At 44.3% G+C, this 20,855-nt stretch carries 14 protein-coding genes; 7 read left to right on the top strand and 7 right to left on the bottom strand.

The features are described 5' to 3' along the window. The first annotated feature begins 189 nt into the window (after positions 1 to 189). Complete coding sequence (locus BK582_RS07855; RefSeq protein ID WP_078597890.1) at positions 190 to 1,377, top strand: ROK family transcriptional regulator; 1,188 nt, start codon at positions 190 to 192, stop codon at positions 1,375 to 1,377. Positions 1,378 to 1,830: 453 nt separating this feature from the next. Next, positions 1,831 to 3,450, top strand: a complete 1,620-nt coding sequence (locus tag BK582_RS07850; protein WP_078594013.1) for a glycoside hydrolase family 43 protein — start codon at positions 1,831 to 1,833, stop codon at positions 3,448 to 3,450. A gap of 197 nt (positions 3,451 to 3,647) precedes the next feature. Here the strand turns inward: BK582_RS07850 and BK582_RS07845 are convergent, their stop codons facing one another. The 4 genes from BK582_RS07845 to BK582_RS07830 form a co-directional block, all read right to left on the bottom strand. Continuing rightward, on the bottom strand, positions 3,648 to 5,054 hold the full coding sequence (locus BK582_RS07845; protein ID WP_078597888.1) for an LVIVD repeat-containing protein: 1,407 nt from the start codon (positions 5,052 to 5,054) through the stop codon (positions 3,648 to 3,650). Between the two features lie 231 nt (positions 5,055 to 5,285). Further along, complete coding sequence (locus tag BK582_RS07840) at positions 5,286 to 5,612, bottom strand: hypothetical protein (protein ID WP_139368222.1); 327 nt, start codon at positions 5,610 to 5,612, stop codon at positions 5,286 to 5,288. Between the two features lie 9 nt (positions 5,613 to 5,621). Next, complete coding sequence (locus BK582_RS07835; RefSeq protein ID WP_167553047.1) at positions 5,622 to 6,488, bottom strand: VanZ family protein; 867 nt, start codon at positions 6,486 to 6,488, stop codon at positions 5,622 to 5,624. A 114-nt stretch (positions 6,489 to 6,602) separates the two neighbouring features. Then, positions 6,603 to 8,999 (bottom strand): M14 family metallopeptidase, encoded by a 2,397-nt coding sequence (locus BK582_RS07830; protein ID WP_139368221.1) that lies wholly within the window; start codon positions 8,997 to 8,999, stop codon positions 6,603 to 6,605. Positions 9,000 to 9,505: 506 nt separating this feature from the next. Here BK582_RS07830 and BK582_RS07825 point away from each other — a divergent pair. The 3 genes from BK582_RS07825 to BK582_RS07815 all read left to right on the top strand — a co-directional run bounded on the left by BK582_RS07825 (position 9,506) and on the right by BK582_RS07815 (position 12,498). Next, positions 9,506 to 9,739 (top strand): hypothetical protein, encoded by a 234-nt coding sequence (locus tag BK582_RS07825; protein ID WP_078594007.1) that lies wholly within the window; start codon positions 9,506 to 9,508, stop codon positions 9,737 to 9,739. Positions 9,740 to 10,035: 296 nt separating this feature from the next. Beyond that, complete coding sequence (locus tag BK582_RS07820) at positions 10,036 to 11,808, top strand: M4 family metallopeptidase (RefSeq protein ID WP_139368220.1); 1,773 nt, start codon at positions 10,036 to 10,038, stop codon at positions 11,806 to 11,808. Between the two features lie 159 nt (positions 11,809 to 11,967). After that, positions 11,968 to 12,498, top strand: a complete 531-nt coding sequence (locus tag BK582_RS07815; RefSeq protein ID WP_177344637.1) for a hypothetical protein — start codon at positions 11,968 to 11,970, stop codon at positions 12,496 to 12,498. Between the two features lie 86 nt (positions 12,499 to 12,584). Here the strand turns inward: BK582_RS07815 and BK582_RS07810 are convergent, their stop codons facing one another. Continuing rightward, positions 12,585 to 13,307 (bottom strand): metallophosphoesterase family protein, encoded by a 723-nt coding sequence (locus tag BK582_RS07810; RefSeq protein WP_078594005.1) that lies wholly within the window; start codon positions 13,305 to 13,307, stop codon positions 12,585 to 12,587. Positions 13,308 to 13,542: 235 nt separating this feature from the next. Between BK582_RS07810 and BK582_RS07805 the strand changes: the two genes are divergently transcribed. After that, positions 13,543 to 14,934 carry an NAD-dependent succinate-semialdehyde dehydrogenase gene (locus BK582_RS07805; protein WP_078594002.1) on the top strand — a complete coding sequence of 464 codons (1,392 nt, stop codon included), beginning with the start codon at positions 13,543 to 13,545 and terminating at the stop codon, positions 14,932 to 14,934. A gap of 185 nt (positions 14,935 to 15,119) precedes the next feature. On the opposite strand, the gene pruA is transcribed toward BK582_RS07805, so the two are convergent. Continuing rightward, complete coding sequence (gene pruA / locus BK582_RS07800; RefSeq protein WP_078594000.1) at positions 15,120 to 16,667, bottom strand: L-glutamate gamma-semialdehyde dehydrogenase; 1,548 nt, start codon at positions 16,665 to 16,667, stop codon at positions 15,120 to 15,122. A 376-nt stretch (positions 16,668 to 17,043) separates the two neighbouring features. On the opposite strand from pruA, the gene adhP reads away from it, so the two are divergent. Beyond that, the gene (gene adhP, locus BK582_RS07795) at positions 17,044 to 18,108 is read left to right on the top strand and encodes an alcohol dehydrogenase AdhP (RefSeq protein ID WP_078597882.1); all 1,065 of its coding nucleotides are present in this window, start codon (positions 17,044 to 17,046) and stop codon (positions 18,106 to 18,108) included. A 74-nt stretch (positions 18,109 to 18,182) separates the two neighbouring features. Here the strand turns inward: adhP and BK582_RS07790 are convergent, their stop codons facing one another. Then, positions 18,183 to 20,846 (bottom strand): cation-transporting P-type ATPase, encoded by a 2,664-nt coding sequence (locus tag BK582_RS07790; protein ID WP_078593997.1) that lies wholly within the window; start codon positions 20,844 to 20,846, stop codon positions 18,183 to 18,185. Between the last annotated feature and the right edge of the window lie 9 nt (positions 20,847 to 20,855).

Raw genomic sequence — 20,855 nt, 5'->3', positions numbered from 1 at the left:
CTGTATTTTTAGTTACCGATTCTGAAAGCCGCCTGTAAAGTGAAAGTCCATGTTCCTGACGCAAAGTTAACAAAGTTTTCACAAAAAACAGGCAGCTTTCTTGGACATCTGTTAATTTTCTTTGTTAGTCTAGTTAAAATATTGGCTGTATGGTCAGCCAAAAATATGGTGGAAAGCGTGGAACAAAAAATGAAAATGATCCAGACCTTCAATCAGCATGTAGTGAAAAAGAGGAACAAAGCTTTGGTGCTGGACTCTATCAAAGAGTCCGCCCCCCTATCAAGAGCGGATATCGCCAGCCAGACTGGCCTGAATAAAGGCACGGTATCCTCTCTTGTAAATGAACTGCTGGAAGAGCATTTAATACTCGAGTCCGGCCCAGGGGTATCAAGCGGCGGAAGAAGACCTGTTATGCTTCTTTTCAATCAGTCAGCAGGATATTCTATCGGTATTGATATTGGCGTAAATTATATCCTCGCTATCCTGACTGATCTGCAGGGCACTATCTGCGAAGAAAAACTGATAAAAGTAAAAAATCTCACTTTCTCGCAGACGACTGAACTTCTTTTCAGTATTATTGATGATTTAAAGAGCGTGATGCCGCCAAGCCCATATGGAGTAGTCGGCATCGGTATCGGGGTTCCTGGTACAGTCAGTATGACAGGCGAAGTTCTCATGGCACCTAACCTTCACTGGAAAGACATAGATTTAAAGAGTTTGATAGAAGAAAAATATAAAATTCCAGTTAAGATTAAAAATGAAGCAAATGCAGGTGCTTATGGGGAGAAAAAATTCGGAGCAGGGAAAGAATGCAGCGACATCGTTTATGTAAGCTGCGGTATTGGGATTGGTGTTGGGCTGATATTAAACGAAAAACTGTACAAGGGGCATAACGGCCTTTCCGGAGAGCTTGGCCACATGACAATTAACTTTGAAGGCCCTGTCTGTAAATGCGGCAATAAAGGATGCTGGGAATTGTATGCCTCTGAACAGGCTCTGATCCAGCTTGCACTGAAAAAAGGAATTACTCCTGAAAATGGAAATGAATTAACTTTAGAGCAGATCGTCAGGCTTGCTGAAGCAGGAGACGAGGAGGTTTTACAAGTTATAGAAGAAGTAGGGAAAAATTTAGTTACGGGGCTTAATAATATTATCAACACGTTTAATCCGGAACAGATTATTTTAGGCAACCGCCTCGCTGTCCTGCAAAAGTGGCTGAAGGAACCTTTAAAAAAGCATGTTGGCGAGTATGCACTTGCCACACATAAAAAAGATTTACAGCTTCATTTTTCAAAACTTGAAAAGCGCTCTGCAGCCCTTGGAGTCGCTGCTTTTGCGGCCGAGAATTTCCTTTCAGTAAACCTTGAGGAAAATTAATTCAGCCCCCAGCCTGTTAATACGAAAAGAGCCTTAATCATTTTTCCTTATTATGTAAGGGTTGACACTGGTTTTACAACTTTTATTTTTAATGACTATGTCATTAGCTCAGAATGTCTATAAAATTCATTTATAACAGAGATGTTAATGAGATCGGAACAAAGGAGACTCCTTCGGGAAAAGCAACGGCCGAAGACCCCGCAGGAACGAGCGTTGCCTCACGAATCCGCTGCGTGTTGTCTCGACGTATACGCTTCTAAGAAATGCTCGCAGAGGAAGAGACACGCTTTTTTTCCGAGGAGGCTGAGCCGTTGCCCGAGGAAAGCGAGTTTGTGCAGAGCTCATTAACACATTTTATTTAAAGTAATAATGATGATTCTGAGCAAAAGGGATACTCGTATTATTTTTTTATTAAAGCTAAACGAAACTTTTAGACAAAGGTGGATGTTAACAATGACAACAATTCAGAACCCTATTTTAACAGGCTTCAACCCTGACCCAAGCATTTGCCGTGCCGGCGAAGATTACTATATTGCTGTTTCTACTTTTGAGTGGTTCCCTGGCGTGGGTATCTATCATTCTAAAGATCTGAAAAACTGGAAGCTCGTTTCACGCCCGCTGAACCGTCTCAGCCAGCTGAATATGCTAGGAAATCCTGATTCCGGCGGTATCTGGGCCCCTGCCCTCTCCTACAGTGACGGCAAATTCTGGCTTATCTATACGGATGTAAAAGTAACAGAAGGCCAGTGGAAGGACAGCCATAACTATTTAGTTACATGCGATACGATTGATGGAGAATGGTCTGAGCCTGTCCGTTTGAACAGCTCAGGATTCGACCCTTCCCTTTTCCATGATGATGACGGGAAAAAATATCTCGTTAACATGGTGTGGGATCACCGTATTTCCCACCATAATTTTTACGGTATTGTACTTCAGGAGTACAGTGTGGAAGAACAGAAGCTTGTGGGTAAAAAGGATATTATTTTTAAAGGTACAGATGTAATGCTTACGGAAGCTCCTCATTTATATAAATTAAATGGCTATTATTATCTGTTAACTGCCGAGGGCGGTACTAAATATGACCACCAGGCAACTATCGCCAGATCAAAAGACTTGCGCGGGCCGTATGAGGTGCATCCGGAAAATCCGTTAATTACGTCTTTCCCTTATCCAAGGAATCCGCTTCAAAAAGCCGGACATGCTTCCATCGTGCAGACTCACACGGATGAATGGTTCCTTGTTCACTTAACAGGAAGACCGCTGCCTCAGGAAAACAAGCCGCTTCTTGACCCTAGAGGATACTGCCCGTTAGGACGTGAAACAGCGATCCAGCGCCTTGAGTGGAGAGAAGACTGGCCATATGTTGTCGGTGGAAACCAGCCGTCCATGGAAATCGAAGGACCGGCAATTGAAGAAGTCAAATGGGATGAGGATCCTGTTGTTCAGGATGATTTCGATGGAGACGAGCTAAGCTTGCATTTCCAGACACTGCGTATACCTCTTGGGGAAGAAACAGTGTCCTTAAAGGATAATCCTGGCCATCTCCGTTTGTACGGAAAAGAATCTTTAACATCCAAACACACTCAGGCATTTGTAGCAAGACGCTGGCAGCACTTTAACTTCACAGCGGAAACAAAGGTAGCATTCCAGCCTGAATCTTTCCAGCAGGCAGCAGGCCTTGTAAACTACTACAACACGCAGAACTGGACAGCCCTCCAGGTTACATGGCACGAAGATAAAGGAAGAATTCTCGACATCACTATATGCGATAATTTTTCCTTTGACCAGCCATTAAAGGGTAATGAAATTGAGGTTCCTGATGATGTGGAATATGTACACCTGAAAGTAGATGTAAAAACAAATACCTACCGCTACTCTTACTCTTTTGACGGAAGCAGCTGGACGGAAATCCCGGTTGATTTCCATTCTTACAAGCTTTCAGATGACTATATCCAGGGCGGCGGATTCTTCACTGGGGCATTCGTAGGCATGCAGTGCCAGGACACATCAGGTGAAAACCTCTCTGCTGATTTTGATTATTTCGTTTACAAGGAAAAAAATAAGATAAAGTGAACCTTCAATCAGTGGGAGTTTGTTCATCCCCCACTGATTGTTAGTTGAACCAATCGGGATGTTAGCGTCCGTTATCTCCCACCTGAACATCACCGGTTCAACTCATGTTTTGTGGTGGGAGTTTTACGGACGTTTTCATCGGGACAAAGTTAAAAGCAGGAGCCATTTCTGATAATGGCTCCTGCTTTTTAATTTAGTTATCTTCCTTGTGTATGCCCGTGAGCATTCCCATTGTTTCCGTTGTTTCCGTTATTTCCGCCGCCGTTGTTTCTTTGCAGCACTTTCAGGCCTTGTCCCATGTCAGAAGCGAGGATGTAGTTTCTGTCCACGAAAACTCCCCATACATCTGCCTGCTCAGGTGTGTACTGTCCGATCTTCTCCGGGTTGGCCGGATCAGAAATATCAACCATTACGACGCCGCCGGCATAATAGCTCAGGTAAAGCATGTTACCGCGGACTTTAGGATCATGAACCGTATTTGCAAATGTTGTTCCGTCCTCTACCTGGTATGTTAAATCTGTTTTGAACTCGCTCAGCAGTTCCGGATTGGACTTGTCGCTGATGTCAAAAATACGTGTGTACCCATAAGCCGATTCAAATCCTTCTCTCACCGGATTCGATACTTCTCTTGTTTCAATAAGAATGTTTCCGCCTCTTGCAAGTGCAGCTGAGTGAGCAGCTCCTTGCTGGTCAGAAGCATAGTCTGTACGGGAGATATACTCTGGATTTTCAGGGTCTGTAATATCGAAAATGAGGGTACCAAGATCCCACATGGATACATAAGCATACTGTCCGTTATTGTCAGTGATTACACTATGATTGAACACTGCTCTTGTTTTCCCATGCTCGTCCACCCAGTTATAACCATTGAAATCTTCAGGTACTTCCGGAAGTGTTCTTGGGTCGAATTCCCACAATGTTTCCGGTTCTGCCGGATTTGATACATCAACAATAGCAAAATCCATTCTGCGCTCTTCTTCGTCTACAGCGTCAATTGTCGTGCTGTAATAATCAGCATACGGATTAGAAGTAAGCAGTAATGCTCTGTTTCCTTGTGTTGTTAAATATAGTTCGTGAGTACCGCGGGTATCTGCATAAGTTTCCCAGTAACCCAGTTTTTCCGGATTATGTGGATCTGTCACATCGTAAAGCAAAGTGCCGCCGGAAGTATCAGCATTTCTGTTCAGCTGCTGTACACTTACCACAGCCAGATCTCCTTTAAAGTCAGGGGTGTTAACGCTTTTAACGATAACCTTCTCATGCCAGGCGCCTGGTACATCATCATGGCCGAATACAGCCACTTCTTCCGGATTTTCCGGATCCTTCATATCAAATACTCTTACTCCGCCTTCAGCACCGTTGGCAGTATGTGTCCCCACATATGCGAATCCCTTATGTGCATAAACGTCTGCTGCGTTATTTTGTCTGCCATCCAGCTCAGTAAGCTGAATTGACGCAGCTTCCCTCAGGTTGGAAAACTGCTTACTCCCACCTATGTACGGGTCACTCAAATTCGGGAGCTCATCATTGCTGAATACATATCTCTCACCTTTCTGAGCTGAAGACTCATCCAGAGCGTCATGAGCAAACCCTGCTGGGGCCATCGCTCCTAATGCAAGCACTCCCACGAGTGTACCTTTTACAAACAATCCTCTTTTTTTCTTCACCAAACCCCTCCAAAAATTAAGAATATTTGTAACTTTTAACTTTATCCAATTTTAGTAAAAATACAAGGACTCTCTCAAGTGTCGAAAGTGGTGAACTTTCCCCGTCGAATTGTAACGGGGCATTTCCTGATATTTCCTTAAAGTATGGTTAATTTGTCTTCCGCTATTTTATTCTGGAAGGGTTGTAATTTTCGGGTAATGGTCTCTATAAAGGGGATTTTCGATTATGAAAAGTGGTTTTTTATGAAGATCAACATTCGGGATTGTCAGGGGCATCCACGGGACTATTCTTGTTATTACCCTTCTCTTAGCTTTTTCCTGAGTTCGGGCACGATGGATGCTCCAGTGTTGCCTTTCTCTGGAGTTTCCACGGAGTTCGGGCACGATGGATGCTCCAGTGTTGCCTTTCTCGTGGTTCATACCCGAGTTCGGGCATGCAAGACCCTCATAACCCCAAAAAAACAGCCGGGAAACTCTCCTCCCTGGCTGTTTCAAGTATTACTTTTATCGCTTTTTTCGTCTGCCCACTCTCGTATTTGGGTTACCGGCTCCACGATTCGACCGGCCCTTCGGCTTCTTTCCCCGGCCTCCCCTGTTGAAAATGGAAACCTTGAGAAAAGCTATCGTGGCCCCAAACAAGCCTCCGGCGCTATCCAGTATCACATCCTCCACAAGCGCGGACCTGGTAGGGATAAATGACTGGCGATATTCATCCAGGGCAGCATAGGCAACGACAAATATCATGGTTAGAAAAAACGAGATGAACTTTCTTCTGCTGAGCCTGAACAAAGTAAGGAACAGGAAGAAGGCCAGCAGGGCAAACAATATAAAGTGTGCAGACTTTCTGATAAAGAACTGCAGCAAACCTTCTACACCCCAGTAATCCACGTTTACACGTGTCCCCGCGTAAGTAAAATCGATATACTGAAGAACAGCACGCAGATGATCAAACGAGATATAGTTTCTTAATATCAGGATTACTGCTTCACTTTTAAGTAAGGCCAGGAGAAGCAGACCAGAAAATCCTAAAAAGACAGTAAAAGCTATGGAACTTCTTATTCGTTTTTTTGCAGGCTTCCCTGAATCAGTAAATTTATAAAAAATGGCCGTAATTATAACGAGAAAGATCACTATTAATCCCGCTGCGAGCAGCGGGTTGCTTTCCGTAAACAATATCCCTCTTGCAACTAAGGATTCAAGTATACCTCTGCCTAAATCTATACTTTCCCTCAGACTTGTTTCATCAGATACCCGGTCCAGAATCGGACTGATATCCTGTTCGTCTGATGACTGTGAGGATGCAATAAAAATTACTGAGGCAACTACTAAAAATGGCAGTAAATTAAAAAATAAAAGTTTGAATTTATCCATGAAAACTCCCCGTTTTTGAAGCATCTAAATAATCAGCATTCATGGATCTTATTTTAACACAAAAATAAAGTGCCTGGCCCCACAATAATGCTGAAGGGCCAGACACTGGATTGATTACTTATTAATTCTTATCGTTGCAGAATTAAAGTTATTCCCTTTCCCTAACGGGTTATAGTTCTTTTCTACGTTTCCTGCCGGATCAACAGAAAACCAGTTAATCGTAGTCGTTTTCTCAATTAAGAGCTTCTCTGCTGGTTCACGCGTTCCGGAAAGCTGGAGTTTCGCAGATTCAAAGTTCGGACGGCTGCCATCAAGTGTGTAGTAGATAGTAGCTGGCTCACTTAGCTCGAACGCCACCTCTACTGGCTCAGAGAAAGTTCCTTTACCAGGTACCGCGTTAGACTTCGGAGGCTGCTTATCTTTTGAATGCTGGTAAGCAACTTCCAGGAGACCAATAAGACCGTTAGCGAACTCCATCGCTTCTTCATGCCCCTCTTCATAAGCTGGCTGGAAGCCGACGGATACCCATTGTCTTCCATTCCAGAGCTGGGCGCCAACTTCAAAGTTCCATGTGTAGATGCCTTTTTCATACCATAGGTAGTCGGCAGAGTTACCAGCAGCAGAGTAAAGTACATCAGGAATAGGACCAGTACGTGTAGGACGAATTACTGTACCGCGGTGTTCCTGAATTCTCTTTAAGATATGTTCAGATGCACCCCAGTAGAATGCTTCTTCTCCTGCTGTAGGTCGTGGTAATGTCTCACGGTTAGTGTCATATGCGCCAGGGGACCACATGAAATATCCGCCATGGCTGTGGATGTTCATACCAAATTTCAGGTTGTCATATGTGTCAGCGAGCCATACGATATTTTTCGCTTCCGGCTCAGAGTTTATCTCCGGCCCTGCATAAGTGTCGCTCGTACAGCTTAAGGAAGCTCCCACAAAACCATCATGAATGCTTCCTACAGAGTGGTTACGGTTTAAGTCAACACCCCAGGCATTTCTCGCGCCAAAATCGTTTGACTGGTTAGGCCCGCAATAGTTCGTCATATTTCTTCGCTGCATATTGTAATCATAAAAACTGTAGTTAGCTCCATCCGGGTTAACCATTGGAATCAGGAAAATATCCAGATTGTTAACGAGACGCTTAGTATCTCCGTCATGAGCATAGTTTCTGAGCAGTCGCTCGGCAGTTTCAACGACAACAAGAGGAGTTACCCACTCACGTGCGTGCTCCTGTGCATAACCAAGCACCCCTGGTTTAGACCCGTCACGTGTCTTGCCGATACGAAGTGCTTTTACCGTTTCAGGTTCACGGGAAACATACTCCGGTCCGTTCAGACCATCAGTAAGAGTTGATGACCAGACTTGTGCAATTCCTGCCCCAGTGTTACCACGGTAAGTATTTGCGGAAACAAGATCTCCCGCTTCTCTGCTAAGTGCTTCAGCAACCTGCCTTGCTGTACTTGTCAGACTTCCGGAAGCATTCGTTGCCAGGCTGACAGTCACTTTATTATCCCCAGTTGTAACTGTCAGCGGTGAATTGGCTTCGCCTGGATTTACAAATTCTACTTCCAGCCCGTTACCACCTTCATGGCCCCATGCCTTCGACGCAACAACTACTGCCGTATTAGTGAATCCGCCCATGGTTGCCTGAGCATGCCGGCGGTAACCGTTCGTTTTATGAGGCATTTCGATAACTTCCACGAGATCAGGGAATTCAGCTGCCAGCTGGTCAATACGTTCATTAATCATAGTTGGCGTCATATAGGAATCTATGAAATCAGTTACATAATGCTCTTTAGGATTACCTCTCTTTTCCCCGCCAAGCCATTCCGTAACTTCGGCTGTAGCCGATCCACCCTGGTTGCTTGTCACCGTTACTGTATCAGGAACCTCGTCTACAGTAAGCTCGAACCAGTGGTATAAGTATTCTCCGTAATCGGACCTGCGGGATAACGTTGCAGATCGTTCTTCTCCATTCTCCATCCATGTAGCTCTGAGCGAAGTGCTGGATGCAGCTCCTGCACTTGACTTCGCTTCCACATAGAGGAACGTTGCAGCCTGGTTTGTATAGTGGTCAGCGCGAAGTATCTGCACGCTGTCAGCCGATGATGCCTGAATGCTTGCATTCTGCTGAATTGTTACATTCATTTCCTCTACTCTTTCTTCCCACAGCTGCTGTGTCATCAACACGTCGTGTACCTCAATACCGTAACTCTCCAGTTTTTCAATTTCCGAAGGAGTTACCATTGCTTCCACTTCGTAAACACCGTCATGCTCATGAATACCATGGTCAAACTCAATTCCCATTTCCATGATTTTCATCGCTGCCTCCACGTCAGGCACTTCCAGTTGGGCGTGGAGCAGTTCCTCTTCCACAATCGGTTCACCTGGTTCCGGTTCTGCAGCTGTCCTTTCCCCAACACCTGCATAAAGCATAGAACCAAAAAGAGCGACAATTACTGCGATTACTGTTAATTTTTGAAACCATTCTCTCCTCTTCCCCATGTAATACGCACACCTCCTTCTTATTTAAAAGCAAGTTTATTATATTAATTAAATCTCGAATTTTTTGTCACTTTGTCGACTTATCATTTAGGAATCGTCTTACAGGAAAATGCTGATTTCTCCCGAATTATAAATATAAAAACTATACTCATTTGTAGGCAGGAAGGTTTATTCCCCTGATTAATAAACTATATATTTCCCGGGAAAATTGTTGATTTTTCTATACAGGTATAAATCATATATTATTTGTAAAAAAATAGTCGATGACCTCCTCGGTCAGAAAAATACAGTAACTTGACAGTTATGGAGGAACGAAAGTCATAATTCATCAAATTCTCTCAGAATAATTTCCTTTCAAAGCTGGCACGAACTTCATAGCGAAAAACAAGAGGGATATTATGGAATTAATGCAGGACTATTTTATAGATTACTCTTTTATCTATTTGGGAATAGGATCTTTAACTAGTACAGGAACATTTTTCTAAATAACATCAGGAGGAGACTTTATGCTGAACGCTTTTTTTCATAATTTGCTGGCTGAGTATTACCTCCGCCGGTATAACTGCTGTAGTCCCAGCGACTCAGAAGAACGAGGAAAGCTGATAAAACGAGCATATTATCATGAAGATAAACTGCTGGAAATTAAAATCTCTAAAGCTGAAAAGTACAGAAAACAAGGCAAAAATAAGATAAAAGGGTTAATGGTAAACTTTCAAAAAGCAAAAAATGAGTCAGTATAAACCACATTGCAAAAGCAGTGTGGTTTTTTAAGTGTTTTTTCGCTAATTTAAGAGTTTAGGAGCAGGACTATTGTTAATTATATGGTAAAAATGTCAGAAAAATAGAAATTTACTACATAATTTCTCAACCATTAGTTCGATGAAACGAAATGTTTCGTATGTCAAAATATAAGTAACCCTCAATGTTTCCTTTTTATACCTCCAGAAATCCTATAGGTTCTCCCATGTAAAGATATGAGAAACAAACGTCAATGCAGGGAGCATGAAGGAAACACTTAAATTGAAAGGATGATAAAATGAGATTTAAAAAGAGTATGGTTGTGGCAGCCGCATCTATTATGCTTGTTTCTCCCTTCTCAGCAAGCGCAGGAGCTGGCGGTGAAAAAGTGGTAGAACAATTAGGGGAAAAAACGAGAATACAGTTACAAAATGGTGACAGCCAGGCTGGGTCAATGAATACGTTCAGTGTTCAATCTGTCCAGACAAAGGAGCAGCAGGCCGCTTCCTTTGTTCAGCAATATGCCGGTATCTCTAACGCAAACTCAAATCTGGAGTTAGTTTCAGAGCAGACTGACGACTTAGGTATGACACATCTGCGTTTTCAGCAAGTTAAAGATGGCGTACCTGTCATGGGGCATGAACTAATTGTCCATTTTGATAAAAAAGGAAATATTCAGAGTGTGAACGGCCATTATCTTGCAGAGGTTGAACAGCTTTCGGCCGATCCTTCACCAGCAGTAACAGCATCAGAAGCGCTGGAAGCTGCCATTGATGCTGTTACTGCACCTGACGAGTTGGTAGACAGCTCTGCAGAATTGATCTATTACCCTATCGGCGGAAGCGTCCCGCTTACTTATAAAGCCAATGTAAACTTCCTGTCTGAAAAGCCAGGGGACTGGTATGTATTTATTGATGCGGAAACAGGTGAAGTCCTGGACAAATATAATACTATCCATAATATGGCTGATGCAGCAGGTCTCCAAAGTGAAGGTACTGAAACAGTTTCAGAAGAAAGTTCAGTTAATACAGCCAGCGATTCTTCAGTTTCCATAATGGTCAGCCCTGAAGATATTAACCCTCTTGACTACAGAGGTTCTGGTGGTGCAGGACTCGGCGTTCTTGGAGACCATCGCAATTTGAAAATCTCCCATACTGCCGGTGACAGAGGAAGGGATTTCCACCTAATCGATTTTTCCCGTCCTGATCTGGATGGAATCTTTACTTTTGATGCTCAATATCAGACAAGCCTTCCGGGTGTACCGTACGCAAACAATAACGCTTCCTTTAAAGATGAGAGATCCGGCGCAGGCGTTGACGCACATTATAATTCAACGATAGTTTATGAGTATTTCCTTGAGGAGCATGGGCGAAATTCCATTGATGACAACGGTATGCCGCTCGTTTCCACAGTCCACTACGGAAATGAATTTAATAATGCATTCTGGAATGGAAGACAGATGACTTATGGGGACGGAGACGGAGAATTTTTCATCCCGTTGTCAGCCGGTCTTGATGTAGCAGCACATGAAATCGCCCATGGCGTAACCGCCCACACTGCAGGGCTTGTCTACCGTTACCAGCCAGGTGCTGTCAACGAGGCTATTTCTGATATCTTTGGTGTTCTTGTAGATGATTCTTCCTGGGATGTTGGCGACAATATTATGGCTCCGGCACAGGTAGAAGCAGGAAGAACAGCCCTTCGCAGCCTTGAAGAGCCAGGGAAGTTCCAGGTAAATGAAGATTACTGGGAGTATGGTGACGGAAGCGGACGTTATCCTTCCCACATGGATGAATATTATGACCTGCCTCGAAACCTTGATAATGGCGGGGTTCACACAAATTCCTCTATTATTAACCATGCCGCCTATTTAATCGGTATTGAAACAGGACGTGAAGTATTAGGACAAATTGTTTACCGTGCTTTAACGGTTTACCTCACTTCAAACTCTGACTTCCAGGATACCCGTTTTGCTTTCGTTCAGTCTGCGAAAGACCTGTACGGAGAAGACAGTGAAGTGGTTGAACTGACTGAAGCTGGTTTTGACGGGGTAGGGATTTACGAAGAATAAGGTTTAACTTTAAGCCCGGGGACTATTAATTAAAAGTTCCCGGGCTTTCCTGTGTATATTGGCATTCCACTTAACAGCCCGTCTAAAAGAATAATATATATAAGAAAAGAAGAATAGGATATGTATTGATACTGCACATCTGCGGGAGGCTGGGTATATGTGAAAAAGTACAGAAATCATAATATATTATCTTTAATTATCCCACTTTTCTTAGTCTTCGGCCTTATAGTAACAATATCTTATTTTGCCTCTCCTGCTCAGCAGGCAAAAAAAGCAGTGGACACTTTATATTCGTATGAACAGGATGGAAAATTTTCTTCATCATGGGAAATGCTCCATACCCAAATGAAAGAAAAATTTACACGGAATGCTTACATGCAGGATCGGGCTCATGTCTTTATGAATCACTTCGGAGCTGACTCCTTTCGTTTTTCATCAGGAAAACCCAAAAGAAAAAGCAGCTGGGCCATGTCCGAAGGCTCCGAGCTGCTTAACAAAGTCTATAAAGTAACAGTGACAAAAAATTACTACGGCAAGTATGGCCGTTTTCAGTTTGTGCAGGATGTTTACGCAACAAAGGAAAACAGAGAATGGAAAATATTATGGGACTATAATGATGAGGGCTACTTGACAGTAAATACCTGCTCTGTAATTATAGCTGTCCGGGTGCTGTGTACGACTGTTTCTTGATGATTATAGTCAATTTCGGCCGCATGACCCAACCGCTTTTCCTTCGTTTAACAGCTCAGCAACCCGTTTTCCAGCACTCTGGTAACTTACAATCTCCCGTTTCTCACTACGTTAGCCATAAACTCTGCATTCGGGTAGTCTGCTTCAAAGTACTTTTCTCCCGCTTGCTCCGTATCGTAAGAAACACGCTGTATCCCGGTTTGAAACTGACCTCCGTCAGCTTCCGCAATTAAATAAGAGGCGTAATTCAAACCATCGAACGGCAAACCTGTACTCCCCATATTCGCGACCGTCTTACCGTTAATAAACCTCACATATGGAAGGTGGATATGCCCATATACATAAAGGCTCGCCGATGTTTTTACCATCAGCTTCTGTTCTATCACTCCTGCTTCCTCCTCAGGGCGGACAACTTCAAACAAATTGCCAGGCACAGCATGGAAACAGTGAACCTCTAATCCGTCCGAAAGCTCGAATGAATAGTCCTCCGGAAGGTCCTTTAAGTAGTTAATATCGTCCTCATTCAGCTTGCTTACCGTCCATTCCCGCTCTTTTCTCATCATTTCCAAAGCTTTGTCAGGGACCTCACCTTCTCTGATTCCCCTCACAACCCATTCATCCGCATTTCCTTTAATAACAGGGGCATCAAGAGAACGCACTAAATCCAGTGCTCTTTTAGGCTCCGGTCCCCGGTAACAAATGTCGCCAAGAACGATTATTTTATCCACCTGCTTCCTGTTAATATCCTCCAGGACTGCTTCGAGAGCTGTCGCATTACCGTGAATGTCAGATATAAAGGCTGTTTTCATCGTATACTGGTCCCCTTTTCTGATAGTTTGTCGTGTCATGCTTTTTTTCAAAAAAAGAAAGAAAAGCTTTTAAGTACTTATAGCATAGAAAAACAAAGAGACGATTTCAACGGAAGAGGTCTTTTCATACCCATAAAAAAAGTTAATCTCTCCTTAAACAGGAAAAACGGCGTTTTAGTAGAAGTAATGTAAGTGACAGAATATTAAATTTTCCAGTAGAAAGGGGTTTTTAAGCATGGCTGAAACAATCCAGGTAACAAATCCTGCAACCGGAGAAGTAATCAAAGAGATTCAGGCAGACAGTAAAGAAGAGATTAAACAGAAAATCGAAAACGGTCATAAGTTTTTTAAGGAGTGGTCCAGCGTAAATGCCCACAAGCGGGCGCGGCTCCTGCAAAAATGGTCTCAAAAAGTTCGTCAGCATAAAGATGAACTGGCGGAGCTTATTACGAAAGAAAACGGTAAGCCTTTGAAAGAAGCACAGGGAGAAGTGTTGTATTCCTGCGCTTACATCGACTGGTTCGCGGAAGAGGCGAAGCGGATATACGGACGGACGATTCCCACTCATATGGAGTCAAAGCGTCTTATCGTAACAAAGGAGCCTGTGGGGCTTGTGGCGGCGATTACTCCATGGAACTTCCCTGCCGCAATGATGGCGCGAAAAGCGGCACCTGCACTGGCAGCCGGCTGTACTTTTATCGTGAAACCTGCATCTGAGACTCCTTTATCAGGTATGAGGTTCATTGAACTTGCTCATGAAGCCGGCATACCTGAGGAAGCTGTGCAATATGTGAACGGCAGGGGCAGCGTTGTTGGCGATCTCTTCACAAGCAGTGAATACGTTCGCAAAATTACTTTTACCGGAAGTACACCTGTTGGAAAATCTCTGATAAAAAACAGTGCTGATACTGTTAAGCATGTAACAATGGAACTGGGTGGGCACGCACCTCTTATTGTGGCGGAAGATGCCGATATTGATCTGGCTGTAGAGCAGACGATCTCCACTAAGTTCAGAAATTCAGGACAGACATGCGTCTGCGCTAACCGTATCATCGTACATGAAAGCATTGCCGACGAGTTCGCGGATAAACTGGCAGAAGCAACGAATAAACTGAAAACCGGCAACGGATTTGAAGAAGGAACTGATATTGGTCCGATTATTAATGAGCAAGGGTTTGAAAAAATTAAAGAGCATATTGAGGATGCGGTGGAAAAAGGGGCAGAAGTAGCAGCAGGCCAGGAATACGACAGTGATAAAGAAAAAGGCTACTTCTTTATAAAACCGACCGTGCTGAAAAATGTCACGACGGAAATGACAATCATGCACGAGGAAACTTTCGGCCCGGTAGCACCAATTACTAGCTTCCAGTCCATTGAAGAAGCAGTGGATATTGCCAACAGCACCCCATATGGGCTTGCTGCCTATTTCTTCACAAATGATTACCGTACAGGAACCTTCCTGCACGAAAATCTTAAATTCGGCATACTTGGCTGGAACGACGGAGGTCCTTCTGCGGCACATGCTCCTTTCGGGGGAATGAAAGAAAGCGGCCTCGGACGTGAAGGTGGCCTTGAAGGTATCGAGCCTTACCTGGAAACGAAGTATTTGTCGATTGGAGGGTATTAATAAGAGGGGATATCTAGTTCTCAGTGAGGATCGCGTAACTTCGGTTGGGGTTCGCACGACTTCTCGAGGGATTTGCACGACTTAAGTTGCGGATCGCACAACTTAAAATAATTCTAATCTTGCCCCCCTACTCACTAAAAAAACGGCCGCAAAATGCGGCCGTTTTCTATTTATCTTCTATTCTCTTAAAACATCTCTGAAACGGATTTAGCGTTCAGGAAGTTTACGAGATAATCCGGTCCGCCTGCTTTAGAGTCAGTTCCGGACATTTTGAATCCGCCGAATGGGTGGTATCCTACGATTGCCGCAGTACAGCCGCGGTTGAAGTACAAGTTACCAACATGGAATTCATGGCGGGCACGGTTCAGGTGGGCACGGTTGTTGGAAATAACCGCTCCAGTCAGGCCGTACTCTGTGTTGTTGGCGATATCAAGAAGCTCGTCGAAGTCTTTCGCTTTTGTGAAAGCAACGACAGGCCCGAAGATTTCTTCCTGCATGATTCTTCCTTCAGGATCCACATCTTTAAAGATCGTTGGGTGAACGAAGAAGCCTTTAGAGTCGTCTGTTTCGCCTCCATATGCAAGCTCGCCTTCTTTTTTGCCAATCTCAATATAATCTTTAATCTTATCAAACTGCTTCTGGTTAACAACAGCAGCCATATAAACATCTTCTTCTACCGGGTTGCCGACAGAGAATTCTTTTGTATACTCGATTGTTTTTTCAAGCACTTCGTCATACACGTCCTCATGAACAATAGCACGGGAGCATGCAGAACATTTCTGGCCGGAGAATCCGAACGCAGAGTGTGCGATGGAGTGTGCAGCAAGATCAAGATCAGAATCGTTATCAACGATAATTGTATCCTTACCGCCCATCTCAGCGATTACACGCTTAATGTGGTTCTGGCCTTTCTGCCTTACAGCAGCGCGTTCAAAAATACGCTGTCCAGTTGGTACAGAACCTGTAAAGTTGATCCAGTGTGTATCTTTGTGATCTACAAGATAGTCACCGATTTCCGCAGGATCCCCTGGGACGAAGTTAAGTACGCCTTTTGGCAGTCCTGCTTCTTCCAGTACTTCCACCAGTTTATACGCGATTACAGGCGTGTTTTCAGATGGCTTAAGTAACACTGTGTTACCAGTGACGATTGGCGCTGCAACAGTACCGGCAACAATTGCAAAAGCAAAGTTCCACGGCGGGATTGTAACACCAGGGCCTAACGGCTGGTAGAAATAAGAGTTGTTTTCAAACGGACGGTCAGCTAATGGCTTCCCTTTGTCCAGTTCAAGAATCTGGCGGCCATAGTACTCAAGAAAGTCAATTCCTTCCGCCGTATCGCCATCTGCCTGTCCCCATGGCTTACCTGCTTCATAAGATAACCATGCGGAAAACTCATGCTTGCGGCGGCGAATCAGGTTAGCTGCACGGAACATAATTTCTGCACGCGCCTGAGCGCTCCATGTTCTCCACTCCTTGAAAGCTTCATTCGCAGCTTCCATTGCCTGGTCAACATGCTCTTTTGTAGCCATAGAAGAATGGCCGATTACTTCTTCTTTATTGGAAGGGTTATAGGAAGTGATTTTATTATCCGTATAAATCCTCTCGCCGTTAATTACAAGTGGGTAATCCTGCCCAAGCTGGCCCTTTACTTTTTCCAGGGCATCTTTATAATCCTGGCGGTTCTGGTCATCTTTGAAATTAGTAAATGGTTCATGTTTGAATGGTAATACCAAAGCTAAGCCCTCCTTTAAAAATAAGAAATCTTTTAATTCACAAAAATTTTTCTTCCATAAGAAAACGTAACACAGACGTGCTGAAAGCGCAAACAATATCATAGCTTTACCAGCGATTACCTGGGACTATTTGATTACAGCAATCTGCAAAACTAAGAAATTGTTTTTCTGTAATCGTTGATCATGTGAATTACTGAAAAATGTTCACAATCTGTATACTTTGCTATGGCAATTCTGTGAATTAAATCACACCCACCTGCTCCTGATTCCCTTTGCCTGTTAATATAAAACTATGACAGCCGGACCGCTTCCAGGCTGTCCTCAGTAAACAGGAAAGCTAATTAATGAGGGGGAGTTTAAAATGGGGAAAAAGTTGATGAAAGCAGCAGTTGTGCACGAGTTCAAACAGGAATTAAAAATAGAGGAAGTACCAGTTCCTGAGGTTGGCAGCGGACAGGTATTAGTCCAGATCAAAGCCTGCGGAGTCTGCCATACAGACCTTCATGCCGCTCACGGAGACTGGCCGGTGAAGCCTAATCTTCCGCTCATCCCAGGGCATGAAGGTGTAGGAGAAGTGGTTGAAATTGGAGAAAATGTAAATCATCTTCGAATCGGGGACCGTGTAGGAATACCATGGCTTTATTCCGCCTGCGGCCACTGCGAATACTGTTTAACCGGAAGAGAAACACTCTGCCACGGCCAGCAGAATGCCGGTTATTCTGTAGACGGAAGCTATGCAGACTTCTGCCTGGCAGAAGCAAATTATGTAGTTAAACTTCCTGACAACCTTGAGTACGTTGACGCTGCTCCGATTTTCTGTGCCGGCGTTACAACTTATAAAGCGCTCAAAGTTGGAGAGGCAAAACCAGGAGACTGGGTAGCCATATATGGTATTGGCGGGCTCGGACATGTTGCCGTCCAGTATGCGAAAGCAATGGGCTACAACGTTGTGGCAGTAGATACATTTGACGAAAAGCTCCAGCTTGCCACGGAACTTGGAGCTGATAAAGTAATTAACCCTCTGACAGAGGATAGCGCAGAATTTATCCAGCGGGAAGTTGGCGGAGTCCAGGCTTCCATTTGCACAGCTGTTTCCAAGCCGGCATTCTCAGAAGCATACCGAGCGGTTAAGAGAGGTGGCAAATGTGTGGCGGTAGGGCTGCCACCGGAAATGATGGAAGTACCTATTTTTGACACTGTGCTCAACGGGGTAAGTATTGTAGGCTCTATCGTGGGAACCCGTAAAGACCTTCAGGAGTCCCTCCAGTTTGCAGCCGAGGGCAAAGTAAAAACAATTGTGGACACTGCACCACTGAGCGACATAAATAAGGTGTTCGAAGACCTGGAGGCAGGTAAAATTAACGGAAGAATTGTTCTTGTCAATGACCTTCCTTCCGATGCGCCCGCTACTGACAAAGCCAGCACCAGCACATCGGCATAAGAATTAAGCTTTTCTCTTAAATATCCTTGCAAATAAGCGAAAATCCCCAGCCACTGACGGGGATTTCGCTTATTTTACTTTGCCATCCTTTTTTCCGTTATTTTTCTCGTAATCCATTTCTCTATTTCTACAATAATGAATACTGCCAGGCCAATAACAACAGGGATAACCCAGTATTCTGCACTGATAGGCACTGTGCCAAGAATCGTATTCATAAACGGCACATAAGTGACCGCAAGCTGAATCAGGATAAGCAAACCTGAGACAATAAACGCAATCTTATTTGAGAAGAAACCTTTACCGAATGCAAAATTCCTTTCACTTCTGCAGTTAAAAAGATGAAACAACTGGGCGATCACGAGAGCCTGCAGCGTCACTGTGTTAACTACCGCTGGATCATACCCATTCGTCATCAGGTCAGCATTCATGGCGAGTATGCCTCCGCCAATTAAGAGAGAAACAAAGACGATCCGGAAAATATAGTACCCGCTTAACAGTTTCGTATCTGGATTTCTCGGCGGCCTGTCCATCGTTCCTTTTTCCATTTTTTCAAATGCGATGGCAAGAGAGATTGTCACGGCTGTTATCATATTCACCCAGAGAATCTGAACCGGGGTCAGGGGCATCATAGTGCCGAATAAAATCGCCGCGAAAATGAGAAACGCCTCTGCCCCGTTAGTAGGAAGGATAAACAGAATCGTCTTTTTCAAGTTATCGTATACCCTCCTGCCTTCCCGGACAGCGTTGACAATTGTATTAAAGTTATCGTCCACGAGAATCATCTGGGAGGCATCTTTGGAAACCTCGGTCCCCTTGATTCCCATGGCAACTCCAATATCCGCCCGCTTAAGCGCCGGTGCGTCATTTACTCCGTCCCCTGTCATGGCGCAAATATGCCCATGCTCCTGGAGCGCCTGTACAAGCTGCAGTTTATTTTCCGGGCTCGTTCTTGCAAAAATATCGTATTCGGCTGCAGCTTTCGCCAGTTCCTCAGGGGACATTTTATCAAGCTCTCTTCCTTCTACAGCCTTCACGCCATCGCCGATTCCCAGTTCCCTTCCTATAGCTACAGCGGTATCTTTATGATCCCCGGTAATCATTTTTACCGTTATTCCTGCTTTTCTGCATTCTCTTACAGCTGTGATTGCCTCTTCCCGGGGCGGGTCAATAATTCCTGCGAGACCAAGGATCGTGAGCCCGGAGGATACATCATCATGGCCAAGAGTTATTTTATCTGCATCCACTTTTTTCATAGCCGCAGCCAGCACCCTTTTTCCCTGCTGTGCCTGATTGGTCATTTTATTTTCCCAGGCGGTCCTTTCCGGAGAGCCTGGCTCAAGATCTGCCATGCCAAAAAGACGGTCAGGAGCGCCTTTAATATAAATGACCTTTTCTCCATCCTTTTCTGTAAGATAAGCCATATATTTATACGAAGAATCAAATGGAATTTTTGCCACAGCCTCTAGCTTAGGCACAGAGAACTCAGCCTTCTCAGCAAGGGATACCAGGCAGCCTTCTGTAGGCTCGCCGCTTATTGTCCATCTGCCATTTTCGTCTTTCTGCAAACTCGCCTCATTGACCGTTTTTACACAAGTAAGAAATTCCTGCAGTACATGGTCATCCTGTTTCCCTCTTTCTTCAGAAAGGATCTGTCCTTCCGGAGAATAGCCAGTACCTGTAACTTCATATTCACCTTCTGGTAAAACCAATGCGGTTACCGTCATCTCATTTTTCGTCAAGGTGCCTGTCTTATCAGAACATATGACAGAAACAGCACCTAATGTTTCAACAGATGGGAGACTTCTGACGATTGCATTATTTCCAGCCATCGTCTGCACACCTATAGCTAATATTATCGATAAAATGGCAGGAAGTCCTTCCGGAATAGCGGCAACAGCAAGGCCAATCACAGCAAGGAGGAGCTCCGCCGCCTCATAATCATGAAACACATAGCCGAAAATAAACATCGCAGCTGCTCCAAACAAGATGACAACAGAAATCATTTTTCCAAATTTCGCTGTCTGCCTGAGCAGGGGTGTCTGGATTTTTTCCACTTCGGCGATGGAGGTGTTAATCTTGCCTATTTCCGTTTTCTCCCCTGTATCCACAGCAACTCCAAGTCCTGAACCAGAGGCAATGGATGTACCGGAAAACACCATGTTTTTCCTGTCGCCAAGGACAGTGTCATCAGGAAGAACATCCTGCTTTTTTTCAACAGAAAGGGACTCTCCAGTAAGGGGGGACTCCTCAGCCTTTAAATTATCGGCCCGGAGGATGCGGATGTCCGCTGGTACTTTATCCCCGGCACTGAGTACAACGATATCTCCTGGCACCACTTCACTGGACGGAATCTCCGTACGCACCCCATTCCTGATGACATTTGCTTTAAGGGAGAGCATATTCCTGATGCCATCGAGAGCCTTCTCCGCCTTATTTTCCTGGATATAGCCAATTAAAGCGTTTATGACAGCAACCAGCAGAATAACAGCTGTGTCAATATAGTGGCCGAGGACAGCTGTGACCACAGCCGCTGCGAGAAGGACATATATCAAAACATCATGAAAATGCCTGATGAATTTTTTCCACTGAGGGTCTTTCTCGGCTTCAGGCAGTTCATTTTTACCGTATGTTTCCGTCCGCCGGACAGCTTCTTCTTTAGTCAATCCGGTTTTAGCATTGGTCCTGAGTTGTTTGATCACTCCTTCACAAGTGTAGGTGTACCATTTAGTTGCTTTCATTAATAAAAC

Source organism: Evansella clarkii (assembly GCF_002019695.1).
In the GTDB taxonomy this organism is placed as follows: Bacteria; Bacillota; Bacilli; order Bacillales; family Salisediminibacteriaceae; genus Evansella; species Evansella clarkii.
The sequence above is the reverse complement of the archived record's forward strand: the minus strand, read 5'-3'. Positions and strand labels throughout refer to the sequence as shown.